The sequence below is a fragment of the Paeniglutamicibacter psychrophenolicus genome (genome assembly GCF_017876575.1).
Classification (GTDB): Bacteria; Actinomycetota; Actinomycetes; order Actinomycetales; family Micrococcaceae; genus Paeniglutamicibacter; species Paeniglutamicibacter psychrophenolicus.
Genome location: NZ_JAGIOE010000001.1, coordinates 1,908,208 through 1,924,688 on the forward strand (window position 1 = coordinate 1,908,208; position 16,481 = coordinate 1,924,688).

A 16,481-nucleotide genomic window follows, 5' to 3' on the forward strand; every position below is an offset into this window, starting at 1 on the left:
AGGGCGGTGCGCCGCGGGTGTCTTGACGCACACCGAGCTCGCCGATCGCGTAGCCTGAGTGTGTGTTTGCCGTAAATGCGCCCGTGCCCCCGACCCAGGTGATCTGGAGCGAGCAGATGATGGCCTACCGCTTCAGCGAGACCCATCCGATGCACCCGATCCGGCTCGAACTCACCGCCCGACTCTGTGCGGACCTGGGCCTCTTCGCCCGTGCCAACCTCACGCTGGTCCAGCCCGGGATCGCCACCGACGAGCAGCTGGCCGCGGTGCACGATGCCGACTACATCGCAGCCGTCCACCGGGTCAGCGCCCATCCGGAGGTGCCCGACGAGGCCCGCGGGCTGGGCACCGAGGACAACCCCGCCTACGCCGGGATCCACGAGGCCAGCGCCCGGCTGGCCGGCGGATCGCTGGCAGCGGCCGAGGCGATCCTTGGACAGAAGGCCCTGCACGTGGTGAACTTCGGCGGCGGCATGCACCACGCCGCCGCGGGCAAGGCCAGCGGCTTCTGCATCTACAACGACGCCGCCCTGGCCATCCAGCGGTTGCTCGACGGCGGGGTGAAAAAGGTCCTGTACATCGACGTGGACGCGCACCACGGGGACGGGACCCAATCCATTTTCTGGAACGACCCGCGGGTCATGACCATATCGATCCACGAATCCGGGATGTCGCTGTTCCCCGGCACCGGGTACGCCAACGAGATCGGCGGGCCCGACGCGCAGGGAACCGCGGTGAACGTGGCCGTTCCCGCGCGCACCACCGATGCCGCCTGGCTGCGCGCCTTCCACGCGGTCGTCCCGCAGCTGGCTGCCGCCTTCGCCCCGGAGGTCATCGTCTCGCAGCACGGCTGCGACGGGCACCGCGACGACGACCTGTCCAACCTGCGCCTGACCATCGATGCCCAGCGGCAAAACGCGCTGGACATCGCCGAGCTGGCGGCCCGGCACTGCGAGGGCCGCTGGATCGCCACCGGCGGAGGGGGCTACAACACCGCCTCGGTGGTTCCGCGGGCCTGGAGCCACCTGGTGGCCATCGCCTCGGGCAAGCCGGTGCCGCTGGCCACGCCCGTGCCGCGCCAATGGCGCGACTACGTGCTCGAACGCTACGGGGTCCGCACCCCCGAATCCATGGGTGACAACGCCGAACTGTGGTGGCGTTCCTGGGAGGTCGGCTACGACCCGGCGGACCCGGTGGACCGCACCATCATGGCCACCCGCAAGGAGATCTTCCCGCTTTTCGGGCTGGACCCCTGGTTCGATTAGGGCAGCCCAAGATGCCAACGCACGTATATGCAGATAGGGTTATGCGGTGGCTCATGATGATATTTTCTCCGCGCTGGCAGACCCCACCCGGCGCCGGTTGCTCGAGGCCCTGCGCGAGGATTCGTGCTCGGTCGGTTCCCTGGTCGAGGCGTTGGGTGTTTCCCAGCCGACCGTATCCAAGCACCTGAAGGTGTTGCGCGAGGCCGGGCTGGTCTCGATGCGCGCCGACGGGCAGCGCCGCTACTACGCCCTGGAACCTGCGACGTTCCTTGAACTGGAGACCTGGCTGCACCGATACCTGCCTCCGGCCCCGGCCTTGTCCCTGGTTCCGGAGCATTACCCGGAGCAGGGTGCCGGATCGCACGAGGTCGCCAGCCAGGCGACGGTGGCGGCCGCACAGCTGGGGCGCACCGTCGGTCGCGGCCTGGAACAGGTCACCGGCCGCGCCCAGGATTTCCTCGAGCGGTTCCCCAAGCCGAAGTTCGGCAGAAAGCGCTAGCCGCACCCCCAATTGCTGCGCGCCATCGTAGGGCTAGAGGCAAAAACGTTACGCGGGCGTGGTTCCATGATTACGCCCGGGTTGTGCCACCGTGCGCTACCCGTGTCATTCTCTAATGCGGGGCAGCGTTGCCAGTCATGGCGGTCGCGTGCCCTCGTGCCTGCCCCAAGTGATGAGGAGATAAGACTTGGACCAGCATCTTGCGACCATTCGCGACGAAGTTTTCCGTCGCAACCCCGGTGAAGCGGAATTCCACCAGGCGGTGACCGAGGTTTTCGAAAGCCTCGAAGCGGTCTCCCGCAAGCGCCCCGAATACGCCGAAGCGGCCATCCTGCAGCGCTTGTGTGAGCCGGAGCGCCAGATCATCTTCCGTGTCCCGTGGACCGACGATGAAGGACGCGTGCAGATCAACCGCGGTTTCCGTGTGGAATTCAACTCCGCACTGGGCCCGTACAAGGGCGGCCTGCGCTTCCACCCCTCGGTTTACCTGGGCATCGTGAAGTTCCTGGGCTTCGAGCAGATCTTCAAGAACTCGCTCACCGGCATGCCCATCGGCGGCGGCAAGGGAGGTTCCGACTTCGACCCGCGCGGCAAGACCGATGCCGAGGTCATGCGCTTCTGCCAGTCCTTCATGACAGAGCTCTACCGGCACATCGGCGAGTACACAGACGTGCCCGCCGGCGACATCGGAGTGGGCGGCCGCGAGATCGGCTACCTCTTTGGCCAGTACAAGCGCATCACCAACCGCTACGAGTCCGGTGTGCTCACCGGCAAGGGCATCAGCTGGGGAGGCTCACTGGTTCGTCCCGAGGCCACCGGCTTTGGTGCAGTGATCTTTACCCAGGAAATGCTCAAGACCCGCGGGACGAGCTTTGACGGCCAGCGCGTCGTCGTTTCCGGTTCGGGCAACGTCGCCATCAACGCCATCGACAAGGCCCAGAGCCTCGGAGCCCGCGTCCTGACGGCGTCGGATTCCTCCGGCTACATCCTCGACGAGCGCGGCATCGACATCGAGTTGCTTCGCCAGATCAAGGAAGTGGAACGCGGACGCATCAGCGAGTACGCCGAGCGCGCCAAGTCCAAGAAGGTGCACTATGTCGAGGGCGGCAACGTCTGGGACGTGGATGCCACCGTGGCGCTGCCCTGCGCCACGCAGAACGAGCTGGACGCCAAGCACGCCAAACGCTTGATCTCCGCAGGTGTCCTGGCCGTGGCCGAAGGCGCCAACATGCCTTGCACCGCCGCGGCAACCTCGCTCTTCCAGGACGCAGGGGTGCTCTTCGCCCCGGGCAAGGCAGCCAACGCCGGCGGCGTGGCCACCTCGGCACTGGAAATGCAGCAGAACGCCAGCCGCGACTCGTGGACCTTCGCGCACACCGAGGCCCGCCTGACCGAAATCATGGTCGGCATCCACGACCGCTGTGCCTCGACCGCCGACGAATACGGGGTACCGGGCAACTACGTGGCCGGCGCCAACATCGCAGGCTTCGTCAAGGTCGCCGACGCCATGCTGGCCCAGGGCCTGATCTAGCAAGCTCCGCAGCGGCCGTCGCACGAGGCACCAAGGCCGGGACCGGCAAGCACGAACGCCCAGGGGTTCTGCTTGCCGGCCCGGCCTTTTGCGTTTTTGAGACGTAATGTTTCGCCGGGTCCCGGTGCCGGGTTTGTGCTTTTCGAGGACCCGGGGGTACATTTTCAACCATGACTAATCGTTGGTATGCGTATTTTGTGTCGGCTCTGGAGGGGCCTAAGACGCGATAATTTCGCATACCCACCTTCAGAGCCGACAAGGGCCGCAAGCTATTGCTTGCCGGCCCTTCGCTATTTCCAAGATAGCGGCCCTGGAGGAATACGGAGACGTGTCAGCGGGGGCCGCATTGAAACCAATGGGCCCCGCCAAGACGCGCAGGGCCGAAACCGAAAGGCCCCCAACCATGAGCATCGCAGTCGCCACCGAGTCCCAGCAACGCGCAAACACCAATGAACGCGTGCTGGGCATCACCGAACTTCCCACCCCCGCCGAGCTGGTCGCCGAACTTCCCGTGGGAGATGCCCAGGGATACCGGATCATGCGGGCCCGGCAGGAAGTCCGCGCCGTGCTCTCCGGCCTCGATGAGCGCCTACTGGTCATCATTGGCCCCTGCTCGATCCACGACCCGATTTCCGGGCTTGAATACGCCACCAGGCTCGCCGCAGCGGCCAGGGAGCACGAAGGCGAGCTGCTGGTGGTGATGCGCAGCTACTTCGAAAAGCCGCGGACCACAGTGGGCTGGAAAGGCCTGGTCAACGACCCGCACCTGGATGGCAGCCACGACATGGCCGCTGGGCTTCGTGCCGCGCGCGAGTTCATGCTCGCGGCCAGCAACCTGGGGCTGCCGCTGGCCACCGAATTCCTGGAACCGCTCAGCGCCCAGTACCTTGCCGACGTGATCAGCTGGGGAGCCATCGGCGCCCGAACCACCGAAAGCCAGACCCACCGCCAACTGGTCTCAGGACTATCGATGCCCGTGGGATTCAAGAACGGCACCGACGGATCGGTACAGGTCGCGATCGACGCCTGCCAGGCCGCCGGCGCCCCGCAGTCGTTCATGGGAATCAGCGACGAGGGACGCACCGCCATCGTGCAGACCGCAGGAAACCAGGACGCACACCTGATCCTGCGTGGTGGCGCGGACGGACCCAACTTCGCCGCGGAACCGGTGGCCAAGGCCTCGGCAGCCATGGAAAGCGCCGGCATGAACCCGCGGGTGATCGTCGATGCCTCCCACGCGAACTCGGGCAAGTCCCACGTACGCCAGGGCGAGGTCATTGCGGAATTGGCCGCCCGGATTGCCGCAGGTGACCAAAAGATTGCAGGAATCATGGCCGAAAGCTTCCTGGTCCCGGGTGCCCAGAAGCATGACCCGGACACCGTGGCGGCGGGCTCCGACGTGCTCTCGGGGCTGACCTACGGCCAGTCCGTCACCGATGCTTGCATGGGCTGGGACGCCAGCGCGGAACTGCTCCAGACCTTGGCAGCTGCGGTGCGCGCAGCACGCTAGCGGTTGTGCACGCCTGTTTGCCCCGAGCCGGGACTATGGCCTACGCATTGTTGCACGTCGCGCAGTTCACATTGGCCCCGCGAGCCACTAAAGTGTGACATAAGAACATAGGGTATCTTGGGGTGTTGGCGTGGGCAAGGAACACTCCCTAGTTTGCGCCAAGGCATGACTGCTATGTGAATATTGTCAGGAGAATCAGGGAATGGTCGAATCGCAAAACTTTGCCAACGCGCGTTTCATGACGGTGGCCGAGGTTGCCGAGGTGATGCGCGTGTCAAAGATGACCGTCTACCGCCTCGTTCACGCCGGTGATTTGCCGGCCGTTCGATTCGGTCGTTCCTACCGGGTGCCCGAGAGCGCAGTGCAGGAATACCTGCGAGCGGCCGGGTTCGGGCGGGACTCCAGCACTGGCTAGCGCCGACGGTTTTCATGAGTGGTCAGAATCCGCTCTGGAAGCAGGTAATCTGTTAAGGAACGTTTAACGTCCCGTTGGCTATTCTGGTGCTTTGGTGCCGAAGAAGTAGTAGTCGGCAATCGAATCAGTTTGTGAGGAACCATTATGGGCTCTGTTATTAAGAAGCGCCGCAAGCGTATGGCCAAGAAGAAGCACCGTAAATTGCTTCGTAAGACCCGTCACCAGCGTCGTAATAAGAAGTAAATGCCGGCTCCGGGCTTGCCCGGAATCGAGCATGTGAAAAGGTGCGGTTTCCCTTCAGGGGGAACCGCACCTTTTTGCATGTCATGGAGTTCGCCGCGGACCCGGCGGACGGGGCCTCAGGGGCGGCGGCGAAGCGCACCAACGCTGCGCCACAAGCCCCATAGCGCGCCCGAGACCCCGGCAGCCTTCAGGCCAAAGGTCGCGGCCCTGCGACCGGTCCGAAAATCGTAAATTGGCCAGTTTTGCTCCCTGGCATGGCGGCGAAGCCTGCCGTCCGGATTGATCGCCACGGGGTGGCCAACAGCCTCCAACAGGGGGATGTCGTTGTGGGAGTCGCTGTACCCCCAGCATTCGGCCAGATCCAACCCCTTTTCCCGGGCAAGGTCCTGGACCGCGACGGCCTTCGCCGCCCCGTGCAGGATCTCGCCGACCAGGCGGCCGGTGTAGACACCTTCGACATGTTCCACGCTGGTTCCAAGCGCTCCGCTGAGGCCCAGCCGCCGGGCCATGACCGTTGCAACCTCCAGCGGCGTGGCGGTGACAAGCCAGACCTGGCGCCCTGCGTGCATGTGCTGGTCGGCGATGGCGCGGGTGCCGGGCCAGATTTTCGACTCAATGAACTCGTCATAAATTTCATCCCCGAGCGCAACCATGTCCGCCACGGAGAACCCCGAAGCCAGCAAAAGCGCGCGGTCACGGATGGCGTGGATGTCACCGAGGTTTTCTCCCCGGGTCACGAACCGCAGCTGGTGAAGGGCAAACCACGCTACCTCGCGCAAGGTAAAAGCCCGGCGTTGGTACATTTTCCGGGCAACCGCATACAACGATGCGCCACGCATCATGGTGTTGTCGACGTCAAAAAAGGCGGCCGCCGTGCTGGATATCACCGGCTCTTGCCCAAGGTGGGACACGGGAAAAGGGTTGGAGGGCATCCGCCCAGTGTATTGCAATCTTTTTTCACCGGAGCTGTAGCGTTGGATCATGAGCAGTGTGCAGACCCCTCGAGAGATCAAGTTGTTGGTTCGTTCCGGATGCCATTTGTGCCTCGCCGCGGCGAAGACCGTCGAAGAGGTCACCAGCAGGATGGGATATGCGTGGCAGAGCGTTGACATCGACCAGGACCCGGAACTCCTGGCACAGCACTCGGAAGAAGTCCCGGTGCTGTTGGTGGACGGACGGGTTCGGGACTTCTGGGTGATAGACGCCCAGCGACTTGAGTCCTTGTTGTCCGGATAGCGTCGAGGCCAGCAGCAGGCCGCCCAAGTGAAACCCCGCGGCGGTGAAGCGGCCCGAACGGACCGGTTGGGACGTCATGAACTCATCAAAGGAATCGAGCCAGAACCCCATGTCCATTGAGCACCACCCCGCAGACAGCGACGTGAACGTATCTGCCGACGGCTTCCAGATCGCTGAGGACCTCGGGCCCGGAATGGAGCAAGGCCAGCCGCCGACCGGTTCGCTGGCCAGGATCCTTCCGGAGGCGACCCTGGCTCGATTGACGCAGTACCTGCGGGCGCTGAACGCGATGCAGGCCCGCGGCGCGGAACGCACTTCCTCGGGTGTCCTGGCCGCAGAGGCGGGGGTCAACCCCGCCATCCTCCGCAAGGATCTGTCCCTGCTGGGGTCGTACGGGACCCGCGGGGTGGGCTACGTGGTGACCGAACTGACCGAACACATTTCAAAGGCCATGGGCCTGATGCAGCATTGGCGTGTTGCCATCATCGGCGCCGGCAACCTGGGCCGGGCGCTATCGGGATATGGGGGATTCAGGAGCCGAGGATTTGAAATCGTGGCGCTGCTGGATTCCGCACCAGAGGTTATCGGCACCGCGGTAGGGGACCTGGAGGTCCAAGACATTGCCGACCTGGACCAGATTCTCGAAGCCACCGATGCCAACATTGCGGTGCTCTCCGTTCCCGGCGCCGCCGCCCAGGACCTGTGCGACAAGCTGGTGGGCCGTGGCGTGCGCAGCATCCTGAGCTTTGCCCCGGTGGTCCTGCAGGTGCCGTCCGGAGTGAACCTGCGCAAGGTCGATCTGGCCACCGAACTCCAGATCCTGGCCTACCACGCACAGAACCTGGGTTCCTAGTCTCCAGCGGCCGCTTGCACAACGGCGCCGGTGCCAACAAAAATGGTCCGCGGGAGCCAGCCGCCACCGGCTGATTCCCACGGACCATTCGCAATCAATGAGCGGTTTAGCGGTATCCCGCGGCGCGTGCCGCACGGCGGGCGGCAATGTACTGGCTTGACGGGCGCAACCAGGCGAAGACAACGCCAACGACGCCAAGCACGACCGACAGCAGGATCAGTAGGCCGCTTCCGAGGCTCAAGAGCGAGAGCGCGGCAAGGATGGTGGCGAAGATGCGTGCCACGTTGCTTCCCTTGCGGACCATGAATGCAATCAGCACGTAGATGCCCAGGAAGACCAGGGCGACGATGAGCACGGTCGTCTGGATAGCGGGAAGCATCCCCACGACGTCGTCGAGGGTCAGCCCGGATGCCTTTAGCTGGTCTTCCATGCCCGGCATGGCACCGAGCTCGCTGCTCAGCGTTGCCGAGTTCAGGTTGAAGATCGAGGTGACAAAGCCGATGGCAAAGACCACACCGGCTGCCAGGATGGCCCAGAACGACGTGTCCAGTTCCTTGGGGCGGTGCGTTGGCATCTGGGGTGCCGCAAAGTTGCCCTGCGGCGGCACCGGGAAGCCGCCCGGGTACGGCTGCTGGCCGTAGGGCGAGGGGGCTTGCGGAGGCTGCTGGCCATAGGGGTTGTTGGCGGGTGGCTGCTGGCCGTACGGGTTGGGGTTCTGCCCGTAGGGGTTGGGCTGCTGGGCGCCATACTGCGGCGGCTGGCCATAGGGCGGCTGGCCGGCGGCGTTCGGATCCTGCGGTGCACGCTGCCCGTACTGCGGCGGGTTCGGTTCGCCCGACGGCGGCTTCGGGTTCTGGGGATCATTTTCAGGGGTAGACATAACCTGCTCCTTTTGGTGGAAAACTACGGCTTACCCCTCACGATATAGGGTGCGGTTTCCATTTTGACCCTCCCTAAGGATGGTTTTTCGTGGCATTTGGACGATTTGTCCAACGAGGTGGCAAAGCCCGGGGCATTTGCGGTGCTGATTGCGGCCGGACTTGTACGGGTTGTAGAAATTGAAGCTGTTTCCCCGCGCTTTCCGGTCGGTGCAAGGGCAAAGTCACGTTTGCGGTTTAGGTATCGGAACAAAGTTTTGAGACACTTAACCCATGTCGACTGCTACCGTTCACCTTCTGCGTCATGGCGAAGTGTATAACCCGGACAGGGTCCTTTACGGTCGGCTACCGGAGTTCCACCTTTCCGATCTTGGTCACCAAATGGCCGACCGCGCTGCGGAGTACTTCACCGCGCAGCGAAATGCGGGAGCCAACATCACGCATTTGGTCTCCTCCCCGCTTGTGCGGGCACAGGAAACGGCCGAACCGACTTCCAAGGCGTTGGGCCTGGAAATCGTGACCGATGACCGGATCATCGAGGCTGCGAACCGCTTCGAGGGACTGTCGCAGATCAAGAACCGGCTGAAGGAACCAAAGTACTGGTCCTATGTCGTTAATCCTTTTCGTCCATCCTGGGGGGAGCCCTACCGGGACCAGGTGGCACGAATGATGACCGCCATTGTTGAACACCGCGATCGAGCGGTTGAACTTGGCGGCCGTGGAGCCGAAGCCATTTTGGTCAGCCACCAGCTGCCGATCTGGGTAACGCGCCGCTCTGCCGAGGGCAAGGCCCTGTGGCATGACCCGCGGAAACGCGAGTGCACTCTCACCTCCGTGACTAGCCTGGACTTTGAAGGTGAAAGTCTGGTCGCAGTCCGTTATGCAGAACCTAGCGTGGACCTCTTGGCCAACGCTGCGAACATCCCTGGAGCTTGAGATCATGACCGATCCCATCTCGGCCCAAGCACAGCGCTTGGGCCGACGTACATTCTTGCGCGCAGCCTTGATTGGTGCTGCCGTGCTGCCGCTGGCCGCATGCGTTGGCGACGAGGATCCCCTGGCCAAGCAGGCCCGCGAGGGCAACAACAAGAATTACATCGCCGGTGACGGCTCCGTGCAGGAATACGGTCCGGAGTCGCGTACGGCACCGGTGGAGATCCAGGCCGTTGCCTACGACGGAACCAAGATCGATTCGGCCGACTGGGCCGACCAGGCGACCGTCCTGAACTTCTGGTACGCGGCTTGTGCCCCGTGCCGCATCGAGGCACCGCACATGGTTGAACTCAGCAAGGAGTTCAAGGGCAAGGTCGAATTCATCGGGATCAACGTGCGCGACGAGAAGGAAGCCGCCGAGGCATTCGAGCGCACCTTCGGCATCAAGTACCCCTCGATCCAGGACACCCAGGGTGCGATCCAGCTGGCGATGACCAAATACGTCCCGCTCAAGGCCGTGCCCACCACGCTGGTGCTGGACAAACAGGGCCGGGTCTCGGCGCGCATCCTCGGAGTCGCCGAGAAACCAACGCTCAAGGCACTGATCAATACGGCTCTGACCGAGTCGTTGTGATCAACCCCGTGCTGGCCGGCGCCTTGATGCTGCCGGCCCAAGGTAACCAGTTTGCCGAGATCGTCCAGGACGGATCGCTGATTCTCGCTGTCCCCGTGGCCATCCTGGCAGGCCTCGTTTCATTCTTGTCGCCCTGCGTACTGCCACTGGTGCCGGGGTACCTGGGTTACGTCACCGGCCTTTCCGGCGCCGATCTCGCCGAGCAGAAACGCGGCCGCATGGTCGCCGGAATCGGCCTGTTCATCCTCGGATTCACGGTTGTCTTCATGCTCGCCGGTGTGCTCTTTTCACAGATCGCCGGGTGGATGATCTACAAGGGTGCGTGGGTCACGCAGCTCTTGGGCCTCGTGGTGATCTTCATGGGCATAGTCTTCATGGGGAAGTTCTCCTTCATGCAGCGAGAGGCCAAGATACACCGCAAGCCACCGGCGGGCCTCTGGGGGGCCCCTGTCCTGGGTCTGACCTTCGGATTGGGATGGGCGCCATGCATCGGCCCGACGCTGGCCGCTGTGTTGGCGATGAGCTCCGGCGTGGATCCGAATCCGGGCAAGGGTGCACTGCTGACTTTCTTCTACTGCATGGGACTGGGACTGCCGTTCCTCTTTATCGCCATGGCAATACGCCGCGGCATGGGAGCCATGCAATTCTTCCGTCGACACCAGTTGGCGATCATGCGCTTCGGCGGCGGCATGTTGATTCTTCTGGGAATCCTGATGGCCACGGGCCTGTGGGGTACCTGGGTTACGCAATTGCAGGATTGGTTCACCAATGAGATCAGGTTGCCCATCTAATGGCGAATAATGACATGAAAAAAGACGTAGCGGTCCCGGCCCTTGGGTTCGTTGGCATGCTGCGCTGGGCCTGGACCCAGCTGACCAGCATGAAAACGGCGCTCTTCCTGCTGCTGCTCCTGGCGGTGGCTGCGGTGCCCGGGTCGCTCTTCCCCCAGCGTTCGGTGAATCCGGAGCAGGTGACCATCTACCTGACCAACAAGCCAACCGCCGGCGAATGGCTGGACCGCTTCCAGCTCTTTGACGTGTACTCCTCGGTGTGGTTCTCGGCGATCTACATGTTGCTGTTTGTCTCGCTGATCGGTTGCATCCTGCCGCGCGTGAAAAAGCATGCGAAGGCGTTGCGCACCCCGCCGCCGCGCACTCCCTCGAGGTTGAACCGCCTGCCGCAAAACGGCACCATCGAGATCCAGTCCGCGTCGGACTCCGGCCTCAGCGACGCGGAAATCGCCAGGCAGGCCGCGGCGCTCTTGAAGAAGCGCGGCTACCGGTCCGAAGCCCGTATCGAGGGTTCGACCCCGTCGGTGGGTGCCGAGCGCGGATATATCCGTGAAATCGGCAACCTGCTGTTCCACATATCCCTGGTGGGGCTCTTGGCCTCGGTGGGCATCGGCGGTGCCTTCGGGTACAACGGGCAACGCGTCCTGGTAGAGGGCGAGACATTCGTGAACTCGCTGGTTTCCTACGATTCGTTCAAGCCCGGCACCTTCTTCAAGGAAGACTCCCTGGACCCGTATTCGGTGAAGCTCGACAAGTTCAACATCACCTTCGACCGCGAATCGACGACCCACTTCGGCCAGCCGATCGACTTCACCGCGGAGGTCGAAACCCGCCGCAGCCCGGATGCCGAACCCCAGAAGGAAACGATCCGGGTCAACCATCCGCTGCGCATCGATGGCGCGGACATGTACCTGGTCGGCAACGGCTATGCACCGGTGGTCACCGTCCGTGACGGCGCAGGAAACGTTGCGTTCAGCGGACCGGTGGTGTCGGTGCCCCAGGACGGCATGTACACCTCGCTGATGGTGATCAAGGCTCCCGACGCCAAGCCGGACCAGCTGGGCTTCCAGGGCTTCCTGCTGCCCACCGCGATGACGGACGAGACGGGGTTCGCGATTTCCGGGGACCCCAACGCCATCAACCCGCAATTGCAGCTGAACTCGTACTACGGAAACCTGGGACTGGACGACGGCAATCCGCAAAACGTCTACGTTCTTGAAACCGACGCCCTGAAGGAACTGAACAACCGAAACCTCGACACCGGGGGCATCGTGCTGTCGGCAGGACAGACCTACAAGCTGCCGGACGGCAAGGGAAGCATTTCCTTTGACGGACTCAAGCGCTTTATCGGCGTGGACATCGCCTACGACCCGAGCAAGCGCCCCGTGGCGATCTTTGCAGCGCTTTCGCTGCTGGGACTGGGCATCTCACTGTTCACTGCTCGACGCCGTGCCTGGGTGAAGGTCAAGACCTCGGTTGACGGATCGGGCCGTGAAGAGCGGATAATCGAATACGGATTGCTGGCCCGCGGTGAAGACCACGGACTTGAATCCGAAGCCAAGGAGCTGCGCAAGCTTCTTGAGCAGCAGTGGCCCGCCGTTGAGCGAGCCGGAGTCTAGGAGACCGAATGGAAAACAACATGCCCACGATCAACGTGGCCTTGGGTCAGTACAGCGACCTGTTCATGTTGCTTGCCGCAATTGTCTACGCATCGGCCTTCGTGGCGTTCGCGTGGGATCTTGCGAAGTCAAGCAAGCTAATCCAGGAAATCGACGCCGCGACGCTTGCTTCGGAAAAGAAGGTCCTCGTCGCGGCCGGCGCCGTGGGAACACCACCGCCAAGTGGCGCGGAAAATGAGCTGGTCAATGACTCCATGACCTACACGGCCACCTCAGCCAAGCGCATGGCGGCCAAGGTTGCGGTCTCCCTGACCTGGCTTGGTGTGCTGTTGCAGGGCTTTGCCGTGGTCGCCCGCGGCATTGCTGCCGGCCGGGTGCCGTGGGGCAACATGTATGAGTTCCTGTCCACCGGTTCCTTCCTGGTGGCCCTCGTGTTCTCGCTCGTGTTGCTGAAGAAGGACCTGCGCTTCATGGGCACCTTCGTTATCGGCCTTGTCACCGTGATGCTGTGTGGCGCCACCATGGGCTTTCCCACACCGGTCGCACACCTGGTGCCCGCCCTGCAGAGCTACTGGCTGATCATTCATGTGTCCATTGCCGTGCTGGCCTCGTCGTTGTTCACCATCACCTTCGCGATGAACGTGCTCCAGCTGGTCCAGCACGCGCGGATGGATTCGCTGGCCGCGGGCAAGCCGGACAAGTTGCAGTTCATGCGGCTGGTCCCCGGTGCCGCTCCCTTGGAAAACTTCGCCTACCGCATCAATGCGGTGGCGTTCGTGATGTGGACCTTCACCGTGATGGCCGGCGCCATCTGGGCCGAAGCCGCCTGGGGCCGTTACTGGGGCTGGGACACCAAGGAAGTGTGGAGCTTCGTGATCTGGGTTGTCTACGCCGGCTACCTGCACGCCCGTGCAACCGGCGGCTGGACAGGTGCCCGCTCGGCATGGCTGAGCATCATCGGCTACCTGTGCATCGTCTTCAACTTCACCGTTGTGAATATCTACTTCAACGGACTACACTCCTACGCGGGCCTGTAAAGACCCCACGCTTTACCTGGTGGCCCCGTACCCGCATTTGCGGGTGCGGGGCCACTGTTGCGTTAACCGGCCCGTCGAGGGCCCGCTGGCAGCCTTGGGCCAAGAAGCCGGGACCGCACTGCGAGGGGAGCTCGACAGATGAAGATCGTCCGAGACAGCACGGGATTCATTCACGAAACAGCGGCAGACCGATACCTGGTCACCAACGCCGTCGCGCACGACCCCACGTACCTGCTGACGGAGGTCTTCGAGGCTCGCGGCTCCGAGTGGCATCCGCTGGTGTGTGCACCGTTCGACGACCAGCGGGTCGCTGCCTGCCTCGAGCTCATCGGCAGCGATGGGGTCCGGTCGGAGCTGCCGCTGCCGCAGGGGCTGCCCGAACCCGTGGGCAGGGAACCGGGGACAAGCTGGGTGCAATACCGGAGGCAACGAATCGCCGTGTGGGGACCTGGGTACTCGTTGTGGCAACGGCTGCGACACAGGGTAACCGGTTGGCACCCGGACATCGGGTCGCACACGACCGTTAATGGCGCGACTTTGTGATCGATGTCACGACCGAGTGCGCGTGAATATCATGCGCTTCGAGTCGAATGGTGCGAAATATCCATCGAATTCGGGCCCAAATTGCCGCGATTCGGGTGGACTGCGCTTGATTCGGCACCCGATTAGGATGCTGGGCAAACCACTGTTACTGTTGTATTTACCGACGCGGGGTGGAGCAGTTCGGTAGCTCGCCGGGCTCATAACCCGGAGGTCACAGGTTCAAATCCTGTCCCCGCCACAAAGAAGAAGCTCTTGTCCCAGACCCGGGACAAGGGCTTCTTGCATTTCCGGGATAAGCGGGGCCCTGCCTGCTGCAATGCCCCCGCACCTCACAGCGCCTGCCAAGCGAGCATGGCTCGATGCTCCCGGCTCCGCCTTGCGGCCCGTCGGCACCGCGGAAGCCCGGATGGTGACCGCCGGAAACGGAGCGGCGTTCCGAGATGAATCAAGAATCTCTTGCTCAAAATGAATTCTCGATGCTAGGCTCGGCGTTTGTTGGTCATTGAATATGGTCGACTTAATCTAGATCCCGATCCATGGGAAACCGCCTGAACTGAAGGGAAAGAACCGTGTTGAATCTGCAAATGACTCACGCAAGCGCTCTATCCCTGCGCGTTTTCAATCGCCAGTACAAGCAAGAACCAAGCCGTCGGTTGCCCCGCGCATAGACTTCTGCACGCCAGCAGCAAGCCAAGCCCCGCAACCACACAATGGTTCGGGGTTACTTTTTTGGATCCGATCGTTTCCCCGAACCTTTCTAGCTTTGCCGTGAATCCCCGCAGCAAGGAAAATGACACCAGAAAGTGAAATCGTGGAGACCATCAACAGCCGGCTCAAGAACTGGGCATCCATCCTGGATGAGAAAACCCGGGAGCAGGCCATCACCGCCTCGAAGATGGCGTTCATCTTCCCCCACTTGGCATTGATGCCCGATGCCCACCTTGGCAAGGGAGCAACCGTCGGGTCCGTCATCCCCACCCTGGGAGCCATCATTCCCGCAGCGGTCGGGGTGGATATCGGTTGCGGCATGATCGCCGTGAAGACCCAGTACACCGCACGCCAGCTGCCCAAGGACCGCAAGCCGCTGCGTGAGGACATCGAACGCGCCATTCCACTCTCGGCGGGCAAGTACAACCGCAAGGTCGTAGCCACCGCGGTGCCACGCATCACCGAGCTCAAGGACCTTGCGGATCGGGCAGGCTTCGACCCGGCAAGCTACGCGGGAAACTGGGAACTGCAGCTGGGGTCGCTCGGCTCGGGAAACCACTTCATTGAGGTCTCCCTGGACGAGGACGACAACGTGTGGCTGTTCCTGCACTCAGGCTCCCGCGGGGTGGGGAACCGGATCGCCACCAAGCACATCAAGGTTGCCCAGCAGGTCGCCAAGAAGTACTGGATCGAGCTTCCCGACCCTGACCTTGCTTACCTGGTGGAGGGGACCGAGGAATTCGATGCCTACATCCGGGAACTGCGGTGGGCGCAGCATTTCGCCCTGCTCAACCGCGAGGAAATGATGGACCGGGTCATCCGCCAGTTCAGTGAATGGGTTGGGGGAGAGGTGCGGGAAATCGAGCGGATCAACTGCCACCACAACTTCACCGAGAAGGAAACGCACTTCGGCAAGTCGGTGTGGCTCTCGCGCAAGGGGGCCATCCGGGCCCGCGAGGGGGATCCGGGGCTGATCCCCGGGTCCATGGGCACTGCATCCTACGTGGTCGTCGGTAAGGGCAATATCGTGGCGCTGGATTCCTCGCCACACGGTGCCGGACGGGAATACTCGCGTTCGGCAGCCCGCAAGACCTTCAGCGTCGAGCAGCTGCGTGAAGCGATGAAGGGGATCGAGTACCGCGACACCGACGCGTTCATCGATGAGATACCCGGTGCCTACAAGCCGATTGACCAGGTCATGGAGGACGCCTCCGACCTGGTGGACGTGAGGCACAAGCTGCGCCAGATCATCAACGTCAAGGGCGATTAAACCAAGCGGAGGGGTGGTGGCCCAGGAAAATCCTTGGTCCACCACCCCTCCGGAGTTTCGGGATCGTGCAAGTGGCTACGGCGTGTGTCGCGGGGTTTCCTCGGTGGGGTTGCCGCCTTCGTCGCGGGGCTTGCCCTCTTCGCGAAGCTTGCGTTCGCGGGCTTCGAGTTCGGCTTCCTTGCGGCGCAGTTCGTCCTCGCGGGCCTTGTTGCGGCGCTGCGTTTCCAGGTTGCGGAGGAATTCCGGGTCGTCGTCCGGTGCGCCGGTGGCAGGCCTGTTGGCCTGGGTGGGCTGCGCGTAGGTGCTGGAGGACGGGCGGCCCAACCAGAACCACAGTCCCGCTCCGATCAGCGGAAGCAGGACGATTGCCGCTATCCAACCTGCCTTGGGCAGCGAACGCACATCACTCGGACGCGTACGCACGCATTCGATCAAGGCATAGATGGTTACTGCGAGTGCAACCAACGCCATAAAAATAAAGTTCCTGACCATGCCTACAGTCTAGTGAATTTATCT

18 protein-coding genes and 1 tRNA gene are annotated in these 16,481 nt (G+C 62.9%); 16 read left to right on the plus strand and 3 right to left on the minus strand.

Going from position 1 to position 16,481, the window contains the following annotated elements:
- The first annotated feature begins 116 nt into the window (after positions 1–116).
- The 6 genes from JOF46_RS08505 to JOF46_RS08530 all read left to right on the plus strand — a co-directional run bounded on the left by JOF46_RS08505 (position 117) and on the right by JOF46_RS08530 (position 5,463).
- Positions 117–1,265: an acetoin utilization protein AcuC gene (locus JOF46_RS08505; protein ID WP_209911749.1), complete on the plus strand. Its 1,149-nt coding sequence runs from the start codon at positions 117–119 to the stop codon at positions 1,263–1,265.
- A gap of 46 nt (positions 1,266–1,311) precedes the next feature.
- Positions 1,312–1,764 carry an ArsR/SmtB family transcription factor gene (locus JOF46_RS08510; protein WP_209906923.1) on the plus strand — a complete coding sequence of 151 codons (453 nt, stop codon included), beginning with the start codon at positions 1,312–1,314 and terminating at the stop codon, positions 1,762–1,764.
- A 187-nt stretch (positions 1,765–1,951) separates the two neighbouring features.
- Entirely contained in the window at positions 1,952–3,295 is a 1,344-nt protein-coding gene (gene gdhA, locus JOF46_RS08515) for an NADP-specific glutamate dehydrogenase (protein ID WP_209906924.1), read from the plus strand.
- Between the two features lie 403 nt (positions 3,296–3,698).
- Entirely contained in the window at positions 3,699–4,805 is a 1,107-nt protein-coding gene (locus tag JOF46_RS08520; RefSeq protein WP_209906925.1) for a 3-deoxy-7-phosphoheptulonate synthase, read from the plus strand.
- 202 nt (positions 4,806–5,007) lie between these two features.
- The gene (locus tag JOF46_RS08525; protein ID WP_209906926.1) at positions 5,008–5,220 is read left to right on the plus strand and encodes a helix-turn-helix domain-containing protein; all 213 of its coding nucleotides are present in this window, start codon (positions 5,008–5,010) and stop codon (positions 5,218–5,220) included.
- A gap of 144 nt (positions 5,221–5,364) precedes the next feature.
- Positions 5,365–5,463: a 30S ribosomal protein bS22 gene (locus JOF46_RS08530; protein WP_003792170.1), complete on the plus strand. Its 99-nt coding sequence runs from the start codon at positions 5,365–5,367 to the stop codon at positions 5,461–5,463.
- A gap of 116 nt (positions 5,464–5,579) precedes the next feature.
- Here JOF46_RS08530 and JOF46_RS08535 read toward each other — a convergent pair whose 3' ends face one another.
- Positions 5,580–6,446: an HAD family hydrolase gene (locus tag JOF46_RS08535; RefSeq protein WP_209906927.1), complete on the minus strand. Its 867-nt coding sequence runs from the start codon at positions 6,444–6,446 to the stop codon at positions 5,580–5,582.
- On the opposite strand from JOF46_RS08535, the gene JOF46_RS08540 reads away from it, so the two are divergent.
- Both JOF46_RS08540 and JOF46_RS08545 read left to right on the plus strand, forming a co-directional pair.
- On the plus strand, positions 6,445–6,699 hold the full coding sequence (locus JOF46_RS08540; RefSeq protein ID WP_209906928.1) for a glutaredoxin family protein: 255 nt from the start codon (positions 6,445–6,447) through the stop codon (positions 6,697–6,699). The two genes, JOF46_RS08535 and JOF46_RS08540, sit on opposite strands and share 2 nt — an antisense overlap.
- A 193-nt stretch (positions 6,700–6,892) precedes the next feature.
- Positions 6,893–7,552 carry a redox-sensing transcriptional repressor Rex gene (locus JOF46_RS08545; protein ID WP_245348408.1) on the plus strand — a complete coding sequence of 220 codons (660 nt, stop codon included), beginning with the start codon at positions 6,893–6,895 and terminating at the stop codon, positions 7,550–7,552.
- A 106-nt stretch (positions 7,553–7,658) separates the two neighbouring features.
- Here the strand turns inward: JOF46_RS08545 and JOF46_RS08550 are convergent, their stop codons facing one another.
- Entirely contained in the window at positions 7,659–8,432 is a 774-nt protein-coding gene (locus tag JOF46_RS08550) for a polyadenylate binding domain-containing protein (protein ID WP_209906929.1), read from the minus strand.
- A 271-nt stretch (positions 8,433–8,703) separates the two neighbouring features.
- Between JOF46_RS08550 and JOF46_RS08555 the strand changes: the two genes are divergently transcribed.
- The 8 genes from JOF46_RS08555 (at position 8,704) to JOF46_RS08590 (ending at position 15,965) form a co-directional block, all read left to right on the plus strand.
- Complete coding sequence (locus JOF46_RS08555) at positions 8,704–9,366, plus strand: histidine phosphatase family protein (protein ID WP_209906930.1); 663 nt, start codon at positions 8,704–8,706, stop codon at positions 9,364–9,366.
- A gap of 4 nt (positions 9,367–9,370) precedes the next feature.
- Complete coding sequence (locus JOF46_RS08560) at positions 9,371–9,997, plus strand: TlpA family protein disulfide reductase (protein WP_209906931.1); 627 nt, start codon at positions 9,371–9,373, stop codon at positions 9,995–9,997.
- A 26-nt stretch (positions 9,998–10,023) separates the two neighbouring features.
- Positions 10,024–10,788 carry a cytochrome c biogenesis CcdA family protein gene (locus JOF46_RS08565; RefSeq protein WP_209911754.1) on the plus strand — a complete coding sequence of 255 codons (765 nt, stop codon included), beginning with the start codon at positions 10,024–10,026 and terminating at the stop codon, positions 10,786–10,788.
- Between the two features lie 14 nt (positions 10,789–10,802).
- On the plus strand, positions 10,803–12,407 hold the full coding sequence (gene resB / locus JOF46_RS08570) for a cytochrome c biogenesis protein ResB (protein WP_209906932.1): 1,605 nt from the start codon (positions 10,803–10,805) through the stop codon (positions 12,405–12,407).
- 20 nt (positions 12,408–12,427) lie between these two features.
- Complete coding sequence (ccsB, locus tag JOF46_RS08575) at positions 12,428–13,444, plus strand: c-type cytochrome biogenesis protein CcsB (protein WP_209911756.1); 1,017 nt, start codon at positions 12,428–12,430, stop codon at positions 13,442–13,444.
- Between the two features lie 138 nt (positions 13,445–13,582).
- A complete protein-coding gene (locus JOF46_RS08580) occupies positions 13,583–13,987 on the plus strand; it encodes a hypothetical protein (RefSeq protein ID WP_209906933.1) in 405 nt (134 codons plus the stop codon).
- A gap of 164 nt (positions 13,988–14,151) precedes the next feature.
- Positions 14,152–14,225 (plus strand) — tRNA-Met (locus JOF46_RS08585).
- Positions 14,226–14,798: 573 nt separating this feature from the next.
- A complete protein-coding gene (locus JOF46_RS08590) occupies positions 14,799–15,965 on the plus strand; it encodes an RtcB family protein (RefSeq protein ID WP_209911760.1) in 1,167 nt (388 codons plus the stop codon).
- A 75-nt stretch (positions 15,966–16,040) separates the two neighbouring features.
- Here JOF46_RS08590 and JOF46_RS08595 read toward each other — a convergent pair whose 3' ends face one another.
- Positions 16,041–16,457, minus strand: a complete 417-nt coding sequence (locus JOF46_RS08595) for a PLD nuclease N-terminal domain-containing protein (RefSeq protein ID WP_209906934.1) — start codon at positions 16,455–16,457, stop codon at positions 16,041–16,043.
- Between the last annotated feature and the right edge of the window lie 24 nt (positions 16,458–16,481).

Excerpts from the sequence above, each read along its gene's own strand:
- JOF46_RS08540 (WP_209906928.1), top strand. The coding sequence starts at position 6,445 with ATGAGCAGTGTGCAGACCCCTCGAGAGATCAAGTTGTTGGTTCGTTCC.
- JOF46_RS08520 (WP_209906925.1), top strand. The coding sequence starts at position 3,699 with ATGAGCATCGCAGTCGCCACCGAGTCCCAGCAACGCGCAAACACCAAT.
- JOF46_RS08545 (WP_245348408.1), top strand. The coding sequence starts at position 6,893 with ATGGAGCAAGGCCAGCCGCCGACCGGTTCGCTGGCCAGGATCCTTCCG.
- JOF46_RS08505 (WP_209911749.1), top strand. The coding sequence starts at position 117 with ATGATGGCCTACCGCTTCAGCGAGACCCATCCGATGCACCCGATCCGG.
- JOF46_RS08525 (WP_209906926.1), top strand. The coding sequence starts at position 5,008 with ATGGTCGAATCGCAAAACTTTGCCAACGCGCGTTTCATGACGGTGGCC.
- resB (WP_209906932.1), top strand. The coding sequence starts at position 10,803 with ATGAAAAAAGACGTAGCGGTCCCGGCCCTTGGGTTCGTTGGCATGCTG.
- ccsB (WP_209911756.1), top strand. The coding sequence starts at position 12,428 with ATGCCCACGATCAACGTGGCCTTGGGTCAGTACAGCGACCTGTTCATG.
- JOF46_RS08595 (WP_209906934.1), bottom strand. The coding sequence starts at position 16,457 with ATGGTCAGGAACTTTATTTTTATGGCGTTGGTTGCACTCGCAGTAACC.
- JOF46_RS08535 (WP_209906927.1), bottom strand. The coding sequence starts at position 6,446 with ATGATCCAACGCTACAGCTCCGGTGAAAAAAGATTGCAATACACTGGG.
- JOF46_RS08580 (WP_209906933.1), top strand. The coding sequence starts at position 13,583 with ATGAAGATCGTCCGAGACAGCACGGGATTCATTCACGAAACAGCGGCA.
- JOF46_RS08560 (WP_209906931.1), top strand. The coding sequence starts at position 9,371 with ATGACCGATCCCATCTCGGCCCAAGCACAGCGCTTGGGCCGACGTACA.
- JOF46_RS08550 (WP_209906929.1), bottom strand. The coding sequence starts at position 8,432 with ATGTCTACCCCTGAAAATGATCCCCAGAACCCGAAGCCGCCGTCGGGC.
- JOF46_RS08530 (WP_003792170.1), top strand. The coding sequence starts at position 5,365 with ATGGGCTCTGTTATTAAGAAGCGCCGCAAGCGTATGGCCAAGAAGAAG.
- JOF46_RS08555 (WP_209906930.1), top strand. The coding sequence starts at position 8,704 with ATGTCGACTGCTACCGTTCACCTTCTGCGTCATGGCGAAGTGTATAAC.
- JOF46_RS08565 (WP_209911754.1), top strand. The coding sequence starts at position 10,024 with ATGCTGCCGGCCCAAGGTAACCAGTTTGCCGAGATCGTCCAGGACGGA.